16 protein-coding genes and 1 tRNA gene are annotated in these 23,354 nt (G+C 68.9%); 13 read left to right on the plus strand and 4 right to left on the minus strand.

Features of this window, described 5'->3' with window-relative positions; genetic code table 11:
* Positions 1-47 precede the first annotated feature (47 nt).
* On the plus strand, positions 48-809 hold the full coding sequence (locus tag BW41_RS04795) for a SapC family protein (RefSeq protein ID WP_037531947.1): 762 nt from the start codon (positions 48-50) through the stop codon (positions 807-809).
* A 973-nt stretch (positions 810-1,782) separates the two neighbouring features.
* Entirely contained in the window at positions 1,783-2,337 is a 555-nt protein-coding gene (locus tag BW41_RS04800) for a cytochrome b (RefSeq protein ID WP_037531948.1), read from the plus strand.
* 186 nt (positions 2,338-2,523) lie between these two features.
* Here the strand turns inward: BW41_RS04800 and BW41_RS04805 are convergent, their stop codons facing one another.
* Positions 2,524-3,378: an N-formylglutamate amidohydrolase gene (locus tag BW41_RS04805; RefSeq protein ID WP_037531950.1), complete on the minus strand. Its 855-nt coding sequence runs from the start codon at positions 3,376-3,378 to the stop codon at positions 2,524-2,526.
* Between the two features lie 97 nt (positions 3,379-3,475).
* Between BW41_RS04805 and cpdR the strand changes: the two genes are divergently transcribed.
* Complete coding sequence (gene cpdR, locus BW41_RS04810) at positions 3,476-3,853, plus strand: cell cycle two-component system response regulator CpdR (RefSeq protein ID WP_037531952.1); 378 nt, start codon at positions 3,476-3,478, stop codon at positions 3,851-3,853.
* 45 nt (positions 3,854-3,898) lie between these two features.
* Positions 3,899-3,973, plus strand: a tRNA-Val gene (locus BW41_RS04815).
* A 218-nt stretch (positions 3,974-4,191) separates the two neighbouring features.
* Here the strand turns inward: BW41_RS04815 and BW41_RS04820 are convergent.
* Entirely contained in the window at positions 4,192-4,398 is a 207-nt protein-coding gene (locus BW41_RS04820) for a hypothetical protein (protein ID WP_037531954.1), read from the minus strand.
* 71 nt (positions 4,399-4,469) lie between these two features.
* Positions 4,470-6,590 (minus strand): TonB-dependent siderophore receptor, encoded by a 2,121-nt coding sequence (locus BW41_RS04825; RefSeq protein WP_037531956.1) that lies wholly within the window; start codon positions 6,588-6,590, stop codon positions 4,470-4,472.
* Between the two features lie 239 nt (positions 6,591-6,829).
* Here BW41_RS04825 and BW41_RS04830 point away from each other — a divergent pair, with 239 nt between their 5' ends.
* The 7 genes from BW41_RS04830 to BW41_RS04860 all read left to right on the plus strand — a co-directional run bounded on the left by BW41_RS04830 (position 6,830) and on the right by BW41_RS04860 (position 19,976).
* Positions 6,830-9,940, plus strand: a complete 3,111-nt coding sequence (locus BW41_RS04830) for a TonB-dependent receptor (RefSeq protein ID WP_037531958.1) — start codon at positions 6,830-6,832, stop codon at positions 9,938-9,940.
* 119 nt (positions 9,941-10,059) lie between these two features.
* Entirely contained in the window at positions 10,060-11,622 is a 1,563-nt protein-coding gene (locus BW41_RS04835) for a GH39 family glycosyl hydrolase (RefSeq protein WP_081792903.1), read from the plus strand.
* The gene (locus BW41_RS04840) at positions 11,622-13,799 is read left to right on the plus strand and encodes a hypothetical protein (protein WP_081792904.1); all 2,178 of its coding nucleotides are present in this window, start codon (positions 11,622-11,624) and stop codon (positions 13,797-13,799) included. Before BW41_RS04835 ends, BW41_RS04840 begins: the two co-directional genes overlap by 1 nt.
* Before the next feature lie 61 nt (positions 13,800-13,860).
* The gene (locus BW41_RS04845; protein WP_037531960.1) at positions 13,861-14,661 is read left to right on the plus strand and encodes an SDR family oxidoreductase; all 801 of its coding nucleotides are present in this window, start codon (positions 13,861-13,863) and stop codon (positions 14,659-14,661) included.
* Positions 14,654-16,519 carry a glycoside hydrolase family 15 protein gene (locus BW41_RS04850; RefSeq protein ID WP_051583253.1) on the plus strand — a complete coding sequence of 622 codons (1,866 nt, stop codon included), beginning with the start codon at positions 14,654-14,656 and terminating at the stop codon, positions 16,517-16,519. The genes BW41_RS04845 and BW41_RS04850 overlap by 8 nt, the downstream gene beginning before the upstream one ends.
* 76 nt (positions 16,520-16,595) lie before the next feature.
* Complete coding sequence (locus BW41_RS04855; protein WP_051583254.1) at positions 16,596-18,689, plus strand: TonB-dependent receptor; 2,094 nt, start codon at positions 16,596-16,598, stop codon at positions 18,687-18,689.
* 42 nt (positions 18,690-18,731) lie between these two features.
* Positions 18,732-19,976 (plus strand): S1 family peptidase, encoded by a 1,245-nt coding sequence (locus BW41_RS04860; protein ID WP_235199518.1) that lies wholly within the window; start codon positions 18,732-18,734, stop codon positions 19,974-19,976.
* A 21-nt stretch (positions 19,977-19,997) separates the two neighbouring features.
* Here BW41_RS04860 and BW41_RS21480 read toward each other — a convergent pair whose 3' ends face one another.
* A complete protein-coding gene (locus tag BW41_RS21480) occupies positions 19,998-20,168 on the minus strand; it encodes a hypothetical protein (protein ID WP_235199520.1) in 171 nt (56 codons plus the stop codon).
* 58 nt (positions 20,169-20,226) lie between these two features.
* Here BW41_RS21480 and BW41_RS04865 point away from each other — a divergent pair, with 58 nt between their 5' ends.
* On the plus strand, positions 20,227-22,893 hold the full coding sequence (locus BW41_RS04865) for a bifunctional [glutamine synthetase] adenylyltransferase/[glutamine synthetase]-adenylyl-L-tyrosine phosphorylase (protein ID WP_037531961.1): 2,667 nt from the start codon (positions 20,227-20,229) through the stop codon (positions 22,891-22,893).
* Positions 22,886-23,350, plus strand: a complete 465-nt coding sequence (locus BW41_RS04870; RefSeq protein WP_037531963.1) for a peroxiredoxin — start codon at positions 22,886-22,888, stop codon at positions 23,348-23,350. Before BW41_RS04865 ends, BW41_RS04870 begins: the two co-directional genes overlap by 8 nt.
* Positions 23,351-23,354: the final 4 nt, after the last annotated feature.

The following is a 23,354-nucleotide window of genomic DNA, read 5'->3' on the forward strand; positions in this document are numbered from 1 at the left end:
CCAGCCTGCGGCTGCGCCGCAAACTATCCACGACGGAGAGAGTTCCCATGGCCAGTGCGCCGCTTCCTTTGTTCTACAACGGCCTCGAGCCGCTCTCGAGCGAGACGCATGCCAATTGGCGCATCCGCCAGCAGGACAGCGCGCCCTTCCTGGTCGGGCAGCATGCGATTCCGATCACCACCGACGAATTCCCGCTGGTGCAGCGCCACATGCCGATCGTCTTCTCGGTCGGCGACGATGCCATCCCGCTGGCGCTGATGGGCCTCAACGAGGGCGTCAACGTCTTCATGGGCGACGACGGCAAGCTGACCGAAAACAATTTCTACGTCCCCGCCTATGTCCGCCGCTATCCGTACATGCTGGCGCGGCTGCGCCCTGACGCCGAGGAGCTGTCGCTGTGCTTCGATCCGACGTCGGAGGCGCTCGGGCCGTATGACGACGGCGAGGCGCTGTTCGAAAACGGCCAGCCGAGCCAGGTGACCAAGTCGATCCTCGATTTCGCCGAACAGTTCGAACAGGCCGGCGCCCGCACGCAGGCGTTCATGAACGAGCTGCGCGAGCAGGAGCTGCTGATGGAGGGCGAGGTCACCATCCAGGTCGACGAGACCCAGCAGCCGTTCGTCTATCGCGGCTTCCAGATGATCAACGAGGAGAAGCTCGCCGGTCTGCGCGGCGACCAGCTGCGCAAGATGAGCCAGTCGGGCATGCTGCCGCTGCTCTACGCGCACCTCTTCTCGCTGTCGCTGATGCGCGAGATCTTCGGCCGCCAGTCGCAGCAGGGCAAGGTGCCGCAGCCGCAGCTGGTCTGATCCTGCGGGCGGGCGGCGTCGCGGGATGCGGCGTCGCCCGCTGTTGCCGGGGCGGGGCGGTGTTTCCGGCGAAGTGCGGCGCGCGCGTGGAGCTGCGCCGCCTTCGCGGCTCAGATGAGTGTTTGGTCCGCACGCGAGGCCGCGATCTGAGCGCGAGTCGGCGCGGGATCGCCGGTCGCGCCAGTATTCCCGCGCAGGCGGGAATCCAGTGGTCAAGCAGAGCAACGGCTTGCGGTGGAAAGAACACTGGGCTCCCGAAACTGTACACCTTCGCGGGAGCACTGCTGGGGCTTCGGCCCCTGCGAGGTCTCGTAGCTCATACGTGTACAGATCGCGTGGCAGCGTGGCAGCGTGACGGTGGACGCCCTTGATCTGATACCCGCCCCGCCCTTTTGCCGACCGCTCAGCGACTGTCTTCGGATCTGGATCATGCAAAGGCGCAAAGGTGCTGCGCGTGACGACACGTTCGGACGCTCCTGTTTCGAAAGCTTCTTCGCTCATCGCGATGCGGGACGGCGTTCCTGACCCTCCTCCGCGCCTCCGCGTGAACCTCCTTTTCTCTTCGCGTCTTCGCGTCGTCGCGTGATCTTTCATGCCATGACAGCAGTGGGCCGGAGATTGGTTCACGCGGAGGCGCGGAGGCGCGGAGAGGGGTGGGGAAGCGACCGGCGCGAACTTTTTGTTTCGGCCTCTTCACAGCCTCCGCGAAGTCGCTTCTCGGCTCCGTCATGCCGCACCTGCTCCGGCCTCCGCGGTTCCGGCACACCGTAAGCCGCTGATTTCGCAGTACGGCGGACTTGGCTCCAAGTCCGGATGGGCGAGACGCCTGGCCTAAGGCCGACAATCGCTCGAGGGCGCGCGCCTCCGACGCACCCGACGATGCGGGGGCGGTTCGCGCAGGGCCCGCCTCCGCCGGGCTTGACCGCTTGCGGCGGCGCAGCGATGGTACGGCCCTGACGGCGAGGAGCGGGATATGGCGGAACGGCTGCGCGGCGAGCGCTATTCCAGCGTGGCGATCGCCTTCCACTGGACGATCGCGGCGCTGGTCATCGCCAATCTGATCATCGGCATCGGCCATGACGGCATCCCGGCGCTGCGGGCGCTGATGGGGGCGCACAAGGCGATCGGCATCACCGTGCTGGCGCTCACCGCCGCGCGCGTCGCGTGGCGGCTGACGCATCGCCCGCCGCCGCTGCCCGCGGGCACGCCCGGCTGGGAGAAGGGCCTCGCGCATGCGACGCACTGGAGCCTGTATCTGCTGATGGTGGCGATGCCGCTGACCGGGTGGATGATGGTCTCCGGCCCGCCGGGACCGGGGCCGGCGCGGCCGCTGAGCTGGTTCGGGCTGTTCGACGTGCCCAAGCTGCCGGTCGGCGAGGGCGCGGCCGATCTCGGCCACAATGCGCATGGCCTGCTCGGCTGGCTGATGCTGGCGCTGGTAGTACTGCACGTCGCGGCGGCGCTGCGCCACCATCTGCTGCTGCGCGACTCGGTGCTGGCGCGGATGGCGCCCGCGCTCGACCGGTAAAAGCCATTTCATCAGGAAAAAACACCGCCTTGCGGGGCGGGGGTTGAACCAATCGGCGGCTCGCCTATTTTACAGAAGTACGGCGCTCGTGTCCCCCCTTTCGCGAGCCCGTATGACACACTTTCAGTGTGTCTCCTCCCTGAACCTTGGCCACTCCGTGCTTCTGCACGGGGTGGTTTTTTTATGTCATTCCGCCGCGAGCGCGCGGCCGTCGTCGCCGAGCGCCTCGTCCGCCACCGCGGCGATCATCCGGCGCAGCAGCGCGACGACCATCGGCAGGCCGGCGCCGGGCTGGTCGAGCGCGGCATCGAGATAGAGCGTCCGGTCGAATTCGATCTGGATCGCGTGAATGCCGCGCGCGGGGGCGGCATGGCGTTCGAGGATATGGCCGCCGGCATATGGCGTGTTGAGCGCGCTGCGCAGTCCGCTGCGCGCCGCCTCCGCCTCGAGCCGGGCGATGAAGCGCGGCGCCGCCGCCTGGCCGAAACGATCGCCGAGCACGACGCGGGCATGGTCGCCGAGCGGCGGCATCGAATGGATGTCGAGCAGCACCGCGACGCCGAACCGGCGCTGCACCGCCGCCAGCGCCGCGGCGAGCGCGTCGTGATAGGGGCGGTGATCCTGCGCGATCCGCGCCGCGACCTCGACCGCGCTGAACCGCCGCCGCCACAGATCGCCCGCCGCGCCGCCGCGGCGCGGCACCAGCCCCAGTCCGCTGCGCACCTTGGCGGAGGCGGTGGGCAGCGCCTGCGGCCGCGCGCCTTCGTCGACACGCGGGTCGCGCTCGCTCTCGCCGCGATTGAGGTCGATCCAGGCGCGCGCGCGGCGCTGGACCAGCATCGTCTCGCGCGTCTGCGCGCCGTCCGCCACCGCGTCGACGAAGCGATCCTCGAGCGCGACGAGCGCGGTGGCGGGCAGGCGCAGCGCGCCGAGCAATGCCGCCGGATAGTCGCGCCCGGCATGCGGCACCGACAGCACCACCGGGCTGAGCGGTGCGCCGTCGCGGTCGGTGCCGCCGATCGAGTCGAACGCTGCGTCCATCTATGGCACGTCCTATCGCCTTCGCCGCCATGGCGCGCTGGAAATCTTTACATCTGCGCATCATAGAGCGGGCGTGCACAGGGAGACCGACCGAGCGATGATCCGCATCCTGCTGGCCGAAGACGATCAAGTCATGCGCGAATATCTCACCCGGGCGCTGGAGCGCGCCGGCTATGCGGTGGCGGCGGTGGATCGCGGCACCGCGGCGATCCCGCTGCTGGAGCGCGAATCGTTCGATCTGCTGCTCACCGACATCGTCATGCCGGAGATGGACGGCATCGAGCTCGCCCGCCGCGCCGCCGAGCTGGTGCTGGGGCTGCGCGTGATGTTCATCACCGGCTTCGCCGCGGTGACGCTGAAGGCGGGGCGCGAGATGCCCAATGCGCGCGTGCTGTCCAAACCCTTCCACCTGCGCGACCTCGTCGCCGAGGTCGATCGCGTGTTCGAGACGGGAAGTGCAAGCGGATTGAATTGAGCGCTTGCCAGGCCGGCCAAGCCCGGCTAATGGCCCACCTCCGGCGGGCGTGTAGCTCAGTGGTAGAGCACTGTGTTGACATCGCAGGGGTCGCAAGTTCAATCCTTGCCACGCCCACCATCCTGATTTGGCTCTATCCGGCAGCATTCCTCCACCCCAGAGGGATCGGATAGAGCCACATCGCTCCCCCCATCGTGATCGTCGTGCATCGGATATGCGTCCGTGCATCTGTGCGAGGCCTTGTGCCTCCGCGCTACGCCTCGCCCGTGCGGCGTCCGGTGCGGCGAATCAGGCGTCACGAGCCGGGCGGTGCCGCCCGGCGCGCGACGCCGATCCGGTCAGTCCTGCGCGATGCCGCGCCCGGCGACCTTCTCATAGCCCGACAGTTCGTCGCCGATCGCCACCTTGGCGGCGAGGTCGTCGGCCCGCGCCTGATCCTTTGCGGCGCGCTTGGGGTCGTTGGGATCGCCGTCGGGGTCTGCGGCGCCGACATTGGGGCTGTCGGGCATGTACAGGACGGGCGGTTCGCTCTTGTCGTCGGCCATGATCGTCTCCTTGGGGGATGAGGAAACGATCGGGCGCGGGAGCGGTGCCATCGGTCCCGCGCCGGCCACGGTCAGTAGCGGACGCTGATCGTGCCGAGGATCGAGCGCGGCGCGGCGTAGCGGCTCTGATCGAAGGTCAGCGCAGTCAGATATTTGGCGTTGGTGACATTCTGCAGATTGGCGCTGACTGCGATCCGGTCGGTGAGCGCGTAGCGGGCGAGCAGGCCGAGCGTCGCGACGCTGCCCTGGGTGATGCGGATCGGCTGCCCGGTGGTGGTCGAGAGCGTGCCGGGCTCGAAATAGAAACGCCCCTGATATTGGAGCGACGCGCCGAGCTTGAGCGCGGCGAGGCCCTGCGGCGTATAGGTCAGGTTGAGCCGCCCGGTGCTGCGCGGCACGAAGGTGCGCACCGCGGTGGTGTCGTCGCCGCGGATGCGCATCAGCGTGACGCCGCCGGTGACCTGCACGCCCGTCGTCGGCTGGCCCGAGACTTCGAGTTCGACGCCCTGCGAGCGGGCATCGATGCCGCGATAGATGGTGCGGCCGAGCGTCGTGTCGAAGCCGGCCGATTCGGCGGTGTTGTTCTGCCGCGCCTGGAATAGCGCGGCGCTGGCATTGAGCAGGCCGTTGAACCATGCGCCCTTCAGCCCCGCTTCGATATTGTCGCCGGTGATCGGCGCGAGCTGGCGGTTGTTGGCGTCGAACTCGCTCTGCGGATTGAAGATCGTCGCGTAGCTCGCATAGGCGCTGATCGTCGGCGACAGGTCGAGCGTCGCGCCGACGAACGGCAGGAAGCGCTTGGCGTCGAAGCTGGTCGGCACGTCATAGGAATAGCCGCTGTTGCTGGCATGCGTGTAGCTCGCGCCGAGCATCACCTTGAGCGGATCGGCGGGGTTGAGGCGGACGAGGCCGTAGACCGTCTCGCGCTGCGTGTGCACGTCGAGGCTGAGTGTGTAGGGGGTGGGGAAGGTCGGCGCCGGGAAGGTGCCGCCGAACAGCGAATCGAGCGGCAGCGACTGGTTCAGGCTGGCCTGGTCGTAGCTCGAATATTGCCGGTAGCGTTCGGCGCCGCGCATCACGCCGACCATCACGTCATGCTTGCGGCCGCCGATCGTCACCGGGCCGCCGACATAAGCGTCGAGCGTCAGGTTGCGCGTCTCGCCGGAGAAGGCGCCCGGATAGGTCTGGATGCCGAGGCCGGTGGCGCGGTCGGGGTTGCCGTAGACGTAGAAGAGCTGGTCGTTCTCGCTCGTCGCCTTGCGCAGCGCCGAGATCTTGCCGGTCCAGCCGTTACCGAAATCATGCGTCAGGTCGACGAAGATCTGCCGGTCGATGACGTTCCAGCCCGACCAGCGCGGCGCGTAATTGGCGGAGCGGGCGAAATCGATGCGGCTGCCGTCGGTGTAATAAAGCGGGATCGCGCCCCACATCGCGCCGCGGCTCTGATGGTCCTGATGGCCATAGCCCGCCGACACGACGGTATTGGGGCCGAGATCCGCCTCGACGATGCCATAGCCGGTCCAGCGGCGCAGGCTGTAGCGATCGAGATAGCTGTCGGTGTCGAGCAGCGCGCCGACCGCGCGGGCGCGGATGCTGCCGTCGGCGGTGAGCGGCACGCTGACGTCGGCGTCGATCCGCTTGTTGTCGAACGAGCCATATTGCGCGCTCGCCGTGGCGTGCAGCTCGCGATAGGGGCGCTTGCGGATGAAGTTGATCACCGCCGAGGGATTGCCGGTCGGCGAGAGCAGGCCGGGCGCGCCGCGCACCACCTCGACCCGGTCGTAGATCGCGGTGTCGATCGAGCCGGTCTGGATGCCGAACGAGAAGGGCAGGCCGATGCCGTCGATCTGGAAGGTCTGGATGTCGAAGCCGCGCGCCGAATAATAGACGCGGTCGGTCTCGCCGGCGAGCACGTTGACGCCGGGGACGGTGGCGAGCAGCGCATTGACGTCGTTGAGCTGGAAATCCTCGATCTGCGCGCGGGTGACGACGCTGACCGATTGCGGCGTCTCGCGCTGGCTGAGCGGCAGGCGGGTCGCGGTGCGCTGCGTCTTGACGCCGTAGGAATCGGTGCCCTCGCTGCGCTGGCCGGTGACGATGATATCGTCGCTGCTGCGTTGCGGATCGGCGGCGGTGTCGTTCGCCGGTGCCGCTACCATGCTTGCCGCCATCAACGCGATGAACGCCGTCATTCTCTACTCCCTGATCGCTGCCAGCCTCTTAGCGGCTGTCGCTGCTGTTGCAAGTGAATAGCAATAGCCGATCCATGGGGAAGGATAGTGTTACATCATAGTCACATATCGGGCCCATTTCTCGATCGTCCTAAGTCTGACATTGCCGCTAAGACCGGAATCCACTAATGAAAATGCTAGCGCTACCATAAAGCGCGAGGTTCAGTTTGCGCCGGGTTGGGGCGCCGGAGAGGATGGGGATGACGAAGATCGTGACCGCGGACGGCAAGCGTCCGGCTTTCAACGCTGCGCTGCGTGCCGGTGTGTCGAGCCTTGCGCTCGGCATGATCGCGCTTGCAACGCCGGCTTTCGCCGAAGGGCTGGGCCAGGCGGATACGAGTGCGATCCCACAGGCGACGGACCAGGCGGCGACCACCGCGGGCGACCTCACCAGCAATGCGACCACCGCCGATCAGGTGCCCGCAGACCAGCCGTCGGGTGAAGAGATCGTCGTCACCGGTCGTCGTGCCGCGCTCCAGGCCGCCGACGAGCGCAAGCGCCGCAGCGAGACGATCATCGACTCGGTCGTCGCCGACGAGGCCGGCAAATTGCCAGACAATAGCATCACCGAAGTGTTGCAGCGCGTCTCCGGCGTGTCGATCGTGCGCTTCGCCGCGCTCGGCGATCCCGATCACTTCTCGGTGCAGGGCTCGGGCGTGCAGGTGCGCGGTCTGACCGGCGTCGCCTCGCGCCTCAACGGCCGCGAGATCTTCAGCGCCAACAACGGCCGCGCGATTCTGTGGAGCGACGTCACCCCCGAGCTGATGGCCGCGGTCGACGTCTACAAGGCATCCACCGCCGACCTGATCGAGGGCGGCACCGGCGGGCAGATCGATCTGCGCACCAAGATGCCGTTCGACTTCAACGGCGACTGGCATATGGCCGCGACGGGTGAGTTGAGCATGGGCGACATGGCGCAGAAGGCCGATCCGGCCGCGTCGATGCTGCTCACCAAGTCGTTCGATACGCCGATCGGCAAGATCGGCATCCTCGGCGACATCGCCTACAGCCAGTTCAGCTCGCTGTCGCAGTTCATCCGCACCGAGCCCTATTTCAAGACCAACATCAGCGGGAAGGACTACTATATCCCGGGCGGCTTCACCTATGGTGACGAGGCGTTCCAGTATCGCCGCTACGGTATCTATGGCGCGGTGCAGTGGGCGCCGACCGACGACCTGACGTTCAGCGGCACCTTCTTCCAGTCGCGCTACAAGAGCCAGTCGAGCGATTACGGCGCGCAGGTCAGCTCGCAGACGCTCGCGGTCGACCCGGCGAGCAGCAGCTTCGACAGCAACGGCGCGCTGACCAAAACCAGCTCGCTGTTCAACCGCGACACCAATACCTTCCTGCCCAGCACCAGCCCGGTGACGAGCTCGGGCAACAAGGGTTTCGTCGACAGCAACACGCGCACCCGCGACTATTCGCTGGCGTTCAACTATGCGCCGACCGACAGCCACCTGTCGTTCAAGGGCGCGTTGCAGCGTGTCGATTCGCGGCAGATCTACGATCGTCTCGACATCTTCCGCGATCTGAGCTTCGGCACCGGCTTCGGCATGGACCTGACCGGCGACCTGCCGCAGATCACCACCACCGCCGCGGCGCAGGCCGGCTTCGCCAATCCGGCGAACTATTTCTGGTCGGCGTCGATGCCGCATAACGAGCGCAACAAGGGCCGGCTCGATGCCGCGAACCTCGATGTCGAATATTCCTTCGACGACAGCTTCCTCAAGGCGATCAAGGTCGGTGCCCGCGCTGCCGAGCGGACCGAACGCGATCTCCAGAACGGCTATAACTGGAGCGCGCTGGGCCGCGGCTGGAACGGCGATCCGCAGCTGACCTATGCCAATGCCGCGCCGGGCGACACGACCTATCACGCGTTCAAGGACTTCTTCCGCGGCGAGACGGTCCTGCCGGGCAATCTGATGTTCGCGAGCGAGGATCTGGCCCGTCGCTTCGTCGCCAACCGGACCGGACTGACCGCGTCGCCGCCGGCGGGCTTCTGCCCCGCCACGGCACAGTTCGACTGCTCCGCATCGGGTCCGCTGCCTTCCAGCACCTATGGTGGGGGTTCGCAGATCACCCGTCCGGCCGGTTTCGTGCTGCCCGGCGATCAGGTCGACAACAAGACGATCACCAAGGCTGCTTACGCCTTGGCACGCTTCGGTCGTCCGGAGGGCGGCATCTCGGGCAACGTCGGCGTCCGCGTCGTCAACATCCAGAACGAGGGCAGCGGCTACATCCAGCAGAATTCGTCGACCTTCGTTCGCAACGGCGTGACGCAGACGCTGGCGCAGACCTTCATCGCCCGTGGCGGCAAGGCGGAATTCACCCGCTGGCTGCCGTCGATCAACGTCGACTATGCGCCGAACAGCAAGACGAAAATCCGCGCCGGCTATAACATCACGATGGATCTGCCGAGCTTCAACGCGCTGCGCGCGTCGGGCAGCATCGGTGTGGCGACGACGAGCAATCCGGGCAACACCGGCGGCACCAGCAGCCTGCCCAATATCTTCACCAACTTCACCGCCGATACGGGCAATCCGCTGCTCAAGCCGACGATGTCGAACAACTTCGACCTGTCATTTGAATATTACGCCCGCGCCGGTACCGCCTTCCACATCGCGCCGTTCTACAAGCGCCTGACCAACCTGCCGATCTACTCGCTGACGCAGCGGCAGGTGACGGTGGTGTTCACCGACGGCACCAGCGAGAACGTCAATGCCGCGGCGACCGACTATATCAACGCGACCAAGGCGGCGACGGTCAAGGGCGTCGAGGTCGGCGGTCGTGCCTTCCTCGACATGCTGCCCGGCGTGCTCGCGGGTCTCGGCTTCGAGGCGAATTATACGTTCATCGACAGCCAGAACCCGGGCGATCTGTATCGCGACATCAACGGCGTCACGCACAATGACGCGCCGCTGATCGGCCTGTCGAAGCACAATGCCAACGTCACCTTGCTGTACGAGCGCAAGGCGGTGTCGTTCCGCGTCGCTTATTCGTGGCGGTCGCGGTACCTGCAGACGACGAACAGCAACGGCACCAACCCGACGTATAACTATTACCCGTCGGCGGGTGCGACCGCGGTGCCGATCCAGATCGCGCTGCCGGTCTATGGCGGCGCCTATGGTACGCTGGACGGCGGTGCGCGCTTCAAGGTGACCGACAATTTCTCGTTCGGCGTGCAGTTCACCAACATCCTCGGCGCGACGCAGCGGACGTTGATGGGCGGCTATCCCAACGGGGCGCTCTATGGCCGCAGCTGGTTCCAGAGCGATCGCCGTATCTCGACCGGGATCAACCTGGCCTTCTGACGACATCGTGGCCTGCCCGCCGGAAACGGCTGGCAAGTCATTGTAATACGACAAATAAATCGACCTGACGGTGGGCTCCGGCTAGACCGGTGGCTCGACCGGCACAGCGGAGGAATGGGATGACAGCGCTCTTGGTCCGTATCGGCGCCGGAGCGCTGCTCGGCCTGTCCGCCGCCGCCTCGGCGCAGCAGGCGCGCACGATCGACGTCGATGTCGCGCGCGCGGGCCCGCCGATCGATCGGGCCTTCGACCTGTCGGTGGGGTCGGATTATGCCGGTACGCTGATCCGCCCCGACAGCCTCGCCCAGCTCGACACCGCGGTGCGCGAACTCGGCTTCCGCTACGTCCGCTTCCACGACATCTTCACCGACGCCCTGGGGACGGTGAAGCGGACGCCGGACGGCGGCATCACCTATGACTGGACGAAGATCGACCAGCTCTACGACGCCTTGCTCGCCCGCAAGATCAAGCCGTTCGTCGAACTGGGTTTCACCCCCGACGCGCTCAAGACGTCGAACCAGACGATCTTCTATTGGAAGGGCAATACCTCGCACCCGCAGCCGGAGGGCTGGGCGAAGCTGATCGACGCCTATGTCCGCCGCCTGCGCGAGCGCTACGGCGCGGCGGAGGTGCGCAGCTGGTATTTCGAGGTGTGGAACGAGCCCAATCTCGCCGGCTTCTGGGAAAAGGCGGATCAGGCGGCCTATTTCCGCCTGTATGAAACGAGCGCGCGGACGATCAAGGCGATCGATCCCGCCCTGCGTGTCGGCGGTCCGGCGACCGCGGGCGCGGCCTGGGTGCCCGAGCTGCTAGCTTATGCCAAGGCGCGGAACGTGCCGGTCGATTTCGTCTCGACGCATACCTATGGGGTCGACGGCGGTTTCCTCGACGAGAAGGGCGAGGACGACAACCGGTTGTCGACCAATCCCGATTCGGTGGTCGGCGACGTGCGCCGCGTGCGGGCGCAGATCGCCGCCTCGCCCTTCCCCGACCTGCCGCTATTCTTCACCGAATGGAGCGCGAGCTACAATCCGCGCGATCCGGTGCATGATTCCTATATAAGCGCGCCCTTCATCCTCACCAAGCTGCGCGCGACGCGCGGCATCGCGCAGGGGATGAGCTATTGGACCTACAGCGATCTGTTCGAGGAGGCGGGGCCGCCGCCGACCCCGTTCCACGGCGGCTTCGGGCTGATGAACCGCGAGGGCATCCGCAAGCCGGCGTGGTTCGCGTATAAATACCTCCACGCGCTCGCCGGGCCGGAGATCCCGCTTGCCGACGGTCAGGCGCTGGCGACGACCGATGCGCGGCGGACCGCGGTGCTGCTATGGGACTGGCAGCAGCCCAAGCAGGTGCTGAGCAACCGGCCGTTCTTCACCCGCCAGCTGCCGGCGACCGCCGCCGCGCCGGCGACGCTGCGGCTGACGCACCTGACGCCCGGCCGCTACCGGCTGGCGGTGCGGCGCACCGGCTATCAGCATAACGACGCGCATTCGCGCTACCTTGCGATGGGATCGCCCAAGACGCTGACGCCGGCGCAGATCGCCGAGTTGCAGGCGCTGACCACCGATACGCCGGAGGTGGCGCGGACGGTGCAGGTCGGGCGCGACGGGACGTACACGCTGCGGCTGGCGATGCAGAGCAACGACGTGGTGCTGGCGACGCTCGAGCGGTCGCGCTGATGCGCCGGTCGCGGCGGGTCAGGGCGGGCGGCGCGCTGCTGGTCGCGCTCGCCTTGCCGGCCGCCGCGCCGACCCCGGCTTATCGCTGGACCAATGTCACCGTCGGGGCGGGCGGCTATGCGCCGAACATCGTGTTCAGCCCGGTCGAACGCGGCCTCGCCTATCTGCGCACCGACATGGGCGGCGCCTATCGCTGGGATGCGCAGGCGGCACGCTGGCTGCCGTTGCAGGACGACAATGCCGAATCGAGCTATATGGGGATCGAGAGCATCGCGCCCGATCCGGTCGATGCCGATGTCGTCTATATGGCGGCGGGGATGAACGCCGGCGCGCCCGCGGCGATCCTGCGTTCGGCCGATCGCGGCCGCCACTGGACGGTGACGCCGGTGCCGTTCGCGATGGGCGGCAACGAGCCGGGCCGCGGGCTCGGCGAGCGGCTGGCGATCGATCCGCGCGATCATGACCATTTGTGGTTCGGATCGCGGCACGACGGTCTGTGGCAGAGCCGCGATGCCGGGCGGCATTGGGCGAAGGTGGCGGGCTTTCCCTATGCCGGGCTCGGCAGGCCGGCGCGCCGGACGGCGCATGGCGGCGTGTCGTTCGTCGCGATCGATCCGAGGCTGGGCGCGCGGCGGATCTGGGCGGGGATCGCCGATCCGGGCGTCGCGCCGCTCTACCGCTCCGACGACGGCGGCGCGCATTGGCGCGCGGTCGCGGCGCCGGGCCTGCTCGCCGCCAAGGGGGTGATCGACGCACGCGGCGTGCTGTGGGTCGGCTATGGCAGCGGCATCGGTCCGAGCGAGGTCAAGACCGGCGCGCTGTGGCGCTACGATCCCGTCGGCACGGGGCGCGACGTGACGCCGCCCGACTGGCGGGACGCCGGGGCGGAGGGCGCGTTCTTCGGCGTCGCGGTGGCGCGCAGCGCGCCGGGCACCGTCGCGGTATCGACGATCGACCGCTATCGCGCGGGCGATTCGCTGTGGCTGAGCCGTGACGACGGCGCGCAGTGGGACGATGTCGGCAAGCGCAGCCGCCGCGATGTCTCGGCGACGCCCTTCCTGCTGCACGAGGGCAAGGGCGCCGATTTCGGCCATTGGATCTCCGGCCTCGCCATCGATCCCTTCGACGCCGGGCATATCGCCTATACCACCGGCGCGACCGTCTATGCGACGCAGCGGGTGCCGGCGCGCGGACCGGTCGACTGGGCGCCGTGGGTGCGCGGCATCGAACAGACCGCGGTGATCACGCTGATCGCACCGACGGGCGGCGCGCCGGTCGTCTCGGGCTTCGGCGACCTCGCCGGCTTCGTCCACGACGATCTCGACCGTTCGCCGCAGCCGAGCTTTATCGATCCCTATCTCTCCAACACCAACATGCTCGATTATGCCGGTCGGGCGCCCAACGTCATCGTGCGCAGCGGCAGCCTGTATCTCGACCGGCCGCGCGACGCGAGCCTCGCCCGGTCGGAGGATGGCGGGCGGCACTGGACGCCGCTGCGCCTGCCGCCGCAGGGAGAGCCGCCGGCGCGCGACGACCTCAATGGCGAGGCGGCGATCACCGTCTCCGCGGACGGCGCGACGATGATCGTCGCCGCGCGCGTGCCGCAGCGGACGCGCGACGGCGGGCGGAGCTGGCAAGCGGTGCGCGGCCTGCCGCCGCGGACGCGCGCGGTGGCGGACAAGGTCGATGCGGCGACCTTCTACGCGGTCGATGCCGCGGCGGGGCGGCTGCTCGTCTCGCATGATGGTGGCGCCAGCTTCGCGCCGGTCGCGACTCAGGGCCTGCCGCGCGACCTGTCCGCCGCGGCGCCGCGCAATCGCGAATCGCAAAGCGCGCTCGTCGCCGTGCCGGGCGCGGCGGGCGAATTGTGGCTGCAGGTCGGGACGGCGCTGTTCCACAGCCGCGACGCGGGCCGGCGTTTCGTCGCCGCGAACGGCGATCTTGCGGTCGAGCTGTTCGGCATCGGCAAGGGCGCGGTCTATGCGATCGGCAGCCGCGGCGGGGTGCGCGGCATCTGGCGCGCGAACGATGCCGGGGGAGCATGGAGCCGGATCGACGACGATGCGCATCGCTGGGGCGGGCGCTATCGCGTCATCGCCGGTGACCCGCGCCGCGCCGGCCGCGTCTATGTCGGCACCGACGGGCGCGGGCTCTTCTACGGCGATCCGGCCGGCTGACACGCATCCCCTGACGCGCTCGACCGTTCAGGGATGCTCGAAGCCGTTGGGAGAAAAGCTTTTGTCTGCGCTCGCAGGTCATACCGCCATCATTACCGGCGCCAGTTCGGGAATCGGCCTCGCCGTCGCCGAGGGGCTCGCCGGGGCAGGCGCGGCGGTCGTCATCAACTATCGGTCGGACGAGGACAGCGCCAACAGCCTCGCCGAACGGATCGGCGAGCGGGGCGGACGCGCGATCGCGGTGCAGGCGGACGTGTCGCAGGAGCAGGAGGTCGGGCGCTTGTTCGACGCCGCCGCCGACGCCTTCGGCCGGATCGACGTGCTCGTCTCCAATTCGGGCGTGCAGAAGGATGCGCCGGTCGCCGATCTGTCGCTCGACGACTGGAATACGGTGATCGACATCAACCTGACCGGACAGTTCCTCTGCGCGCGCGAGGCGGTGCGCCGCTTCCGCAGCCAGCCCGAATCCGCGCGGCCGTCGCGCAGCGCCGGCACGATCATCGCGATGAGCTCGGTGCACGAGCTGATCCCCTGGGCGGGGCACGTCAATTATGCCGCGGCGAAGGGCGGCGTGCGGATGCTGACGCGGACGCTGGCGCAGGAGGTCGCGCCGGACCGGATCCGCGTCAATGCCATCGCCCCCGGCGCAATCCGCACACCCATCAATCAGGAGGCGTGGGAGACGCCCGCAGCGCTCGAAAAGCTGCTGCGGCTGATCCCCTATGGCCGGATCGGCGAGCCGGAGGATGTCGCACGCGCGGCGGTGTGGCTCGCATCGGACGAGGCGGATTACGTCACCGGCACGACCCTGTTCGTCGACGGCGGCATGTCGCTCTATCCCGAATTCCGCGACAATGGCTGAGCGCGACGCCGCCGCGGAGGCGGAAGCGCAGGTGCGGGCGCAGGCGGCGGTGACGCCGCGACGGCGGATCGGCGATCACGGCATCATCGGCGACATGGAGACCGCGGCGCTGGTCGCGGCGGACGGCACGATCGACTATCTGTGCTGGCCGTCGCTCGACAGCCCGAGCGTGTTCGCCGAACTGCTCGACGCCGAGCAGGGCGGCGCGTTCGAGATCGTGCCGGCGCTCGACGACGCGCGGGTGCTGCAGATCTACGTCCCCGACACCAACGTGCTGACGACGCGGTGGATGGCGAGCGCGGCGAGCGTCGAGATACTCGACCTGATGCCGCATCCCGACATCTGCGGCGATGCGGGCCTCGACCGACGCTGCCTGATCCGCCAGATCACCGTGACCCGCGGCACGGTGCGCTTCACCGCGCGCTGTCGTCCGCGCTTCGATTACGCGCGCGAAGTGCCGGAGGCGGCGGCGGTGGACGGCGGCGTCCGTTTCGCCGGAAGGGCGCTGACGATGCGTCTGTACGGATCGGTGCCGGTGCAGGCGGCGCCGGGCGAAGCGGTGGCGGAATTCACGCTCGGCGAGGGCGAGACCGCCTGGTTCGTGCTCGGCGACGACGCATTGCGCCGCCCCGATGATGCCGGCGTTTCGGGCGACATCACCGAAACGACCAAGGCGTGGCAGCACTGGCTGAGCCGCACGGACTATCGCGGGCGCTGGCGCGAGGCGGTGCTGCGCTCGGCATTGGCGCTCAAGCTGCTCACCTCGGACCGGCACGGCTCGATCGCCGCGGCGGCGACCTTCGGCCTGCCCGAGGCGGTCGGTGCCGGGCGCAACTGGGATTATCGCGCGACCTGGATCCGCGATGCGTCGTTCACCGTCTATGCCTTCATGCGGCTGGGCTTCATCGACGAGGCCGAGCATTTCCGCCAATGGGCCGGCAAGCGGGTGATGGCGTCGGATCAGGATCACCCGATCCGCATCATGTATGCGATCGACGGATCGCATGCGAAGGACGAGACCGAATTGCCGCACCTCGCCGGTTATGCCGGCAGCCGGCCGGTCCGCATCGGCAATGGCGCGCACGCGCAGAGCCAGCTCGATATCTTCGGCGAGCTGATGGACAGCGTCTATCTCTCCAACAAATATGGCGCGGCGATCGATCATGCCGGCTGGCAGCACGTCCGCGGCATCGTCGACTATGTCATCGCGCATTGGCAGGAACCCGATGCCGGCATCTGGGAGATGCGGTCGGAGCCGCGGCATTTCCTCCATTCGCGGCTGATGTGCTGGGTGGCGCTCGACCGGGCGATCCGGCTGGCGAAGAAACGGTCGCTGTCGGCGCCGCTGGTCGCGTGGAGCGAGGCGCGCGATGCGATCGTCGAGGATATCTGGAGCAACTTCCGCCATCCCGAGCACGGCTATTTCGTGCAGAGCCGCGGCGGCACCGAGCTGGATGCGGCGTTGCTGATGATGCCGTTGATGCGCTTCGTCTCGTCGACCGACCCGGTGTGGCTGACGACGCTCGACGCGATCGGCGCACAGTTGCGCGACGACGGGCTCGTCTACCGCTATCGCGGCGACGACGGGCTGGACGGGCAGGAGGGGGCGTTCACCACCTGCACCTTCTGGTATGCCGAATGTCTCGCCCGCGCCGGGCGGCTCGACGAGGCGCAGCTGATCCTCGCCAAGGGGATCGCTTATGCCAATCCGCTCGGGCTGTTCTCCGAGGAGCTCGACCTGCGCGGTGAGCCGATCGGCAATTTTCCGCAGGCGCTGACCCATCTGGCGCTGATCAGTGCGGCCTATTTCATCGACCGGCGGCTCGATCCCAGCTACCGGCCCAATTGGCAGCCGTGATGCGTCCATAAACGACAGGCTTTACGGGCCCCCTTATTGGTACTAATGCGAAACAGTATCAATAAAGGGGGCTCTTTTGATCGACACCAGTCTGGCGATGCGGATCGGCATCGCCATCGCAGTCGGCTATGGCGCGGTATCCGCCGCCGCGGCACAGACCGCGCCGGAGGACGAACCCGGCGAGACGATCCTCGTCACCGCCTCGCCGCAGGGCTATACGGCGAGCGAGACCGGGCTCGCCAAGATCCCGGTGCCGCTGCGCGACCTCCCGCAATCGATCGCGACCGTCACCGCGGCGGTGCTGCGCGACCAGCGCGCTTTGTCGGTGCAGGATGCGCTGAAGAACGTGCCGGGGGTCAGCTTCGCGGCGGGCGACGGCCAGCGCGACCAGGTCACGATCCGCGGCTTCTCGGCGATCGCCGACCAATATGTGAACGGCTTCCGGGACGATGCGCTTTATTACCGCGACCTGTCCAACGTCGAACGGGTCGAGGTGGTCAAGGGGCCGGCGGCGGTGCTGTTCGGGCGCGGATCGTCGGGCGGGCTGATCAACCGCGTGCTCAAGCGTCCCGACAGCAATGTCACCGCCGCGGCGTTAAGCGCCGGATCGTACGCCGCGCGGCGTGCCGAATGGGACGTCGGCCGTTTCGATGCGCGCAGCGGCGTCGGCTTCCGCATCACCGGCGCGCACGAGGATGACGACAGCTTCCGCGACCAGCAATTGCTGCGCCGTTCCGCGATCGCGCCGTCGCTGCTGATCGGCGAGGGGCGCGCAACGACGCTGATGCTCGAAGCCGACGCGCTGCACGATCACCGGCTGATGGACCTCGGCATTCCGGCGCTCGGCGGGCGGCCGATCGACGTGCCGCGGTCGACCTATTACGGGGCCGCCAATGCGCGCGACGTGGATACGACGACGAGCAAGGTCTATTCGCAGACCGTCGAGCTGACGCACCGCCTGTCCGAAGCACTGCGCTTCCGCAACGGCTTCCGCCACTATGATTACCGGCTGTGGCGCAACAGCACGCTCCCCGCGGCGATCGATCCGGTCGCGCGGACGGTGACCTTGCAGCACGGCCGGCTCAACCGCGACGAGGAAGGCTGGTCCGATCAGGCGGAGCTGACGTGGCGCGGCCGGCTCGCCGGGGTCGATCACGTGCTGCTCTACGGCGTCGAGCTGTCCCGGCAGACGAAGCGGGCGGATACGTTCGCGCAGGTCAAGGTGGCGGTGACGTCGCTGTTCAAGCCGGTGCTGCCGGTACTCGATCCCGCCCGCTTCACGCGGATCGCGACGGCGACCGCGAGCGTGTTCGACACCGGCGGCGTCTACGTGCAGGATTTCGCCGACTTCGGCCATGGCATCAAGGCGCTGGTCGGCGTCCGCCGCGATCGCTTCCGGCAGGCGACCGACCAGCGGCTGCCGGTCGCGGCGCGGCTGGTCCGCACCGATATCGCGTGGAGCCCGCGGGCCGGGATCGTGCTGCAACCCGACGCGACGCAATCCTATTATCTGTCGTGGAGCCGCAGCTTCCAGCCGTCCGCCGAGACCTTCGCACTGACCGCGAGCAATGCCGACATCGCGCCCGAGCAGACCAGCAACAAGGAGGTCGGCGGCAAATATACGCTGCTCGGCGGCGCGCTCAACGTGCAGGCGGCGGGGTTCCTGCTGCGCCGCACCGGGATCAAGGGCACCGATCCGCTCGACCCGACGCGGCTGGTCGCGGCGGGCACGCAGCGGACGCGTGGCGTCGAACTGTCGGCGCAGATGACGCTGCCCGCGGGGTTCCAGGCGGTCGCCGGCTATGCCTATCTCGATGCCCGGATCACCGCCTCGTCGCGCCCCGATTTCGTCGGCAAGGGTGCGACGATCGCGCCGCGCCATGCCGCCAACGGCTTCCTCAGCAAGAGCTTCGCCGGCCGCTTCGGGCTGGGCGGCGGAATCAATTATGTCGGCGACCGCTGGGCTGATCCGCTCAACACGACGGTGCTGCCGCATTATGTCACCGTCGACGGGCTGCTGTGGGTGGCGACGGGGCCGCTGCGCTGGCAGCTCAACGCCTATAATCTCGGCAACGTCCATTATACCGTCGCCGGACATGGTACGTCGGCGCTGCTCAACATGCCGGGCGCGCCGCGCTCGGTGCTCGGCACGCTGCGGATCGCCTTGTAGTTCGTTCATCGACCGGCCAGCCGTCTGCGCTACAAGGGCGGCGTGGGGCGCTGGCTGGGCATGATCATCGGAGCGGCGGGACTGGCGGCGGGTTCGCCGCTCGCGGCGCAGACGTTGGTCGCGCCGCCGCCCGTGGTCGCGCCGGTCGAGTCGCTCGACGCCGCGATCGCGCAGGATGCCGCGGCGGTCGCCGACCGGCTCGGGCTGCCGGTCGACGAGGCGGAGCGGCAGTTGCGGTTGCAGGTGGCGAGCGCGCCGGTGACCGACGCGATCGCCGACGAATTCGCCGCGCGGCTGACCGGGATCGCGCTCGTCCATCGGCCTGAATTCTCCATCGTCGTGACGCTGACCGGTACGGCGGCGGAGCCCGAACGGATCATCGACCTGAACGGCACGCCGGTGCGGATCAGCTTCAGCACCGGCGCGGCGGCGACGCACACCGGGCTGGTCCAGGCAATCGGTGCCTATCAGGCAGCGATCCGCGCCAGCCTGCTGTCGCCGCCCGGCCTCGGCATCGACCAGCGCAGCGGCGAGCTGGTCGCGGTGGTTTCGACGCGCGACGTCGCGCGGGAGGGCGCCGAGCCGCTTGCCGCGCGGCTCGCGGCCTTGACGCAGGTGCCGGTGCGGCTGCGCGTCGTCGACCAGCCGGCGCTCGACATGGGCGGCATCCAGGGCGGGACGCGTGTCGTCGGGCAGGTGCCGGGGGACAGTCATCGCTATCTGTGCACCGCCGGCTTCGTCGTCACCGACGGCACGCGTACCGGCATCGCCACCGCGGCGCATTGCCCCGACGCGCTGCGCGCCCGCGATGCCGCCGGGATCGAACAGGACCTGCCCTTCGTCGGGCAATGGGGCTGGGGCCATCAGGACGTGCAGATCAACGCGAGCGCGGTGCCGCTCGCGCCTTTATTCTATGCCGACAGCGCGCGCACCGTCAGCCGGCCGGTCGGCGATGCGCGCAGCCGTGCCGGTACGCGCGCCGGCGACATCGTCTGCCACCGCGGCGAGCGCACCGGCTATAGCTGTTCGGAGGTCGAACTGACCGACTTCGCGCCGGCGGGCGATCTGTGCGGCGGCGCCTGCCTGCCGACCTGGACGACGGTGGCGGGGCCGGTGTGCAGGAGCGGCGACAGCGGCAGCCCGGTGTTCCTCGGCGATACCGCTTATGGAATTCTGAAGGGCGGCAGCTATCGCGCCGACGGCAGCTGCGCCTTCTATTTCTATATGTCGACCGACTTTCTGCCGACCGGATGGCGGCTGCTCACCGCTCCGATCGCCAGCCCCTGATCGCGCCTGTCCGGAACGCGCTCAGTGCGTGACGCGGTCGAGGCGCTCCAGCAACGTCTTGAGATCGTCGGGCATTGGCGTTTCACCGAAGACGCCGCGCAGAGCATGGCCGAGCGGATCGGCCGGGCGTGGCAAACGGACGACATAATCGCCGTTGCGCGCGCGTCCTGTTGTTTGCGTAGCCATGTGCATAGACCGGAGAACGATCCTGTGGCGGAAACGTTGCCGACTGCAATAAAGGATATCCGCGATGCCGACGCCCGTCTCCGCCGCGATCGATCGCGCCCGCGCGCATGCGCCGTTCCTCGCATTGCTGCTGGATCGCGAGCCGGTGCTCGCCGAGCGGCTCGCCGCCGGCATGTTCGACCTCGCCTACACCGCCGCGACTCCGGATATGCCGATCGCCCGCCAGTTGCGGCTCGACCGGCGCGCGCTGGCGCTGGCGATCGCGATCGGCGATCTCGCCGGCGTCTATGATCTGACCGCGGTGACGCAGGGCCTCAGCGACTTCGCCGATCGCGCGCTCGACCGGGCGATCACCGCGGCGATCGCCGAGCGCACGCCGGGGGAGGCACCGCGCGGCTTTGCGGCGATCGCGCTCGGCAAGCAGGGCAGCCGCGAGCTCAATTATTCGTCGGACATCGATCCCATCCTGATCTTCGACCCGCGCACGTTGCCGCGCCGCGCGCGCGAGGAGCCGGAGGAAGCGGCGGTGCGGATCGCCAAGCGCGTCGTCGAACTGCTCCAGGCACGCGACGGCGACGGCTATGTGCTGCGCGTCGACCTGCGGCTGCGCCCCTCGCCCGAGGCGACGCCGATCGCGCTGCCGGTCGACGGCGCGATCGGCTATTACGAATCGCAGGCGCTGACCTGGGAGCGGGCGGCGTTCATCCGCGCCCGCGCCGCGGCCGGCGATCGCGCCCTCGGCGGCTATTTCCTCGATGCGATCCGGCCGTTCGTGTGGCGGCGCGGGCTCGATTTCGGCGCGATCGGCGAGATCCGCGACCTCTCCCGCCGCATCCGCGATCATTATGCGAGCGGCCAGGCGTTCGGCGCGGGCTATGACCTCAAGCGCGGCCGCGGCGGCATCCGCGAGGCGGAATTCTTCGCGCAGATCCATCAGCTGATCCACGGCGGGCGCGATCCGGCCCTGCGCGCACCCGCGACGCGCGACGCGCTGGCGCGGCTGGCGGAGGCGGGGTGGATCGGTACGGACGAGGCGGCGGCGCTGAGCCGATCCTATACGCTGCTGCGGACGATCGAGCATCGTGTCCAGATGATCGACGATCGCCAGACGCATGTGCTGCCGGGCGGCGCGGCGCTCGACGGGGTGGCGCGCTTGCACGGCCTTGCGGACGGGGCGGCGCTGATCGCGCTGTTGCGGGAGCCGGTCGCGCGCGCCGGCCAGATCTACGACGCGCTCGACGACGGCCGCGGCGGCGACTTCCCGCACGAGCCGCAGGCGCTCGCCGCGCGGCTGGAGCAGGCGGGGTTTCCCGATGGCGCCGGTGCGGCGACGCTGATCGCGCGCTGGCGTGCCGGCCGCTATCCGGCGCTGCGCAGCCCGGCGGCGCGCGACGCGCTGGAGGCGGTGCTGCCGGCGCTGATGCCCGCCTTCGCCGACGCGCCCGATCCGAGTGCGGCGTTGCGGCGGCTCGACGGGCTGCTCGAACGCCTGACCAGCGCGATCAACATCCTGCGGCTGCTCGAGGCGCGTCCCGGGCTGGCGGTGCTGCTCGCGACGATCCTCAGCCATGCCGCGCCGCTCGCCGATGCCTTGGGCGTGCGCCCCGAGCTGATCGACTGGCTGATCGATCCCGGCGCCTTTGAGCCGCTCGGCCCGGTCGAGGCGCTGGCGGCGGAGATGCGGCGCGGCGAGGGCGGCGACTATCAGGCGCTGCTCGACCACGTCCGCCGCAGCGTCGGGGAGAAACGGTTCGCGCTCGGTGCGCAGGTGGTGGCAGGCGCAGCCGATCCGCTCGATGCGGCGGCGGGCTATGCGCGGCTCGCCGAGGCGGCGATCGCGGTCCTCGCCGAGGCGACGATCGCAGAATTCGCGCGCAGCCATGGCCGGGTGCCGGGCAGCGAGCTGCTGATCCTCGCCTTCGGACGGCTCGGCGGCGCGGCGCTGACCCACGCCAGCGACCTTGACCTCGTCTATCTGTTTACCGGGGACTTCCGTGCGGAATCGGACGGCGCCAAGCCGCTCGGCGCGACGCTCTATTACAATCGCCTCGCGCAGCGGATCACCGCGGCGCTGTCGGTGGCGACCGCGGCGGGGCCGCTCTACCCGGTCGACACGCGGCTGCGCCCGTCGGGGACGCAGGGGCCGCTGGTCGTCTCGCTCGAGTCCTTCGCCCGCTATCAGCGCGAGGATGCCTGGACCTGGGAGCATATGGCGCTGACGCGGGCGCGGCCGGTGTTCGGCTCGGCCGAGGCGCGGGCGGCCGCCGCCGCGGTGATCGACGCGGTGCTGGCGGGCGAGCGGCCGGCGCGGAACCTGACCGGCGAGGCGGTGGCGATGCGCGCCGAGATGGCCCGGCACAAGCCGCCGACCGGGCCGCTCGACGCCAAATTGCTGCCCGGCGGACTGGTCGATCTCGAATTCACCGTTCACCTGACGCAGTTGCGCCATCGTATAGGCTTCGATCCGCACCTCGGGCGGGCGATCGGCGCGCTGGTCGCATCGGGCCTGCTGCCCGCGGCGCTGGCGGTGGCGAACGATCAGCTGACGCGGCTGCTCGTGGTGCTGCGGCTGGTCGCGCCCGATGCCGCCGAGCCGTCGCCGGCGACGCAGGCGCTGATTGCGCGCGCCTTGCGACTCGCCGATTGGCCGGCGGTGCTTGAAGCGCTGGCGATGACGCGGCAGGACGTGGCGGCGGCCTGGACGCAGGCGACGGGAGGCTCGGATGGATGATGGCGCAACGATACCTGCGGTGACGGTGACCGCCGCCGACGGCAGCGCGATGCCGCTCGCCGCGATATCCGGCCCGGCGGTGTTCTATTTCTACCCCAAGGACGATACCAGCGGCTGTACCCGCGAGGCGCAGGATTTCTCCGCGCTTGCGGCGGATTTCGCCGCGGCGGGGGTGACGGTGATCGGGATCAGCAAGGACCCGCCCGCCAAACATGCCGCCTTTACCGCCAAGCACGGCCTCACCGTCACGCTGGCGAGCGACGAGGACGGCAGCGCCTGCGACGCCTTCGGCGTGTGGGGCGAGAAGCAGCTTTATGGCCGCACCTATATGGGGATCGAGCGCGCCACCTTCCTGTTCGGGCATGACGGTCGGCTGGTGCGGGCGTGGCGCAAGGTGCGCGTGCCCGGCCATGCGGCGGCGGTGCTCGCCGCCGCGCGCGAGGTCGCGGCGGGATAGGCGG

Source organism: Sphingomonas sp. RIT328 (genome assembly GCF_000632225.1).
GTDB lineage: Bacteria > Pseudomonadota > Alphaproteobacteria > Sphingomonadales > Sphingomonadaceae > Sphingomonas > Sphingomonas kyungheensis.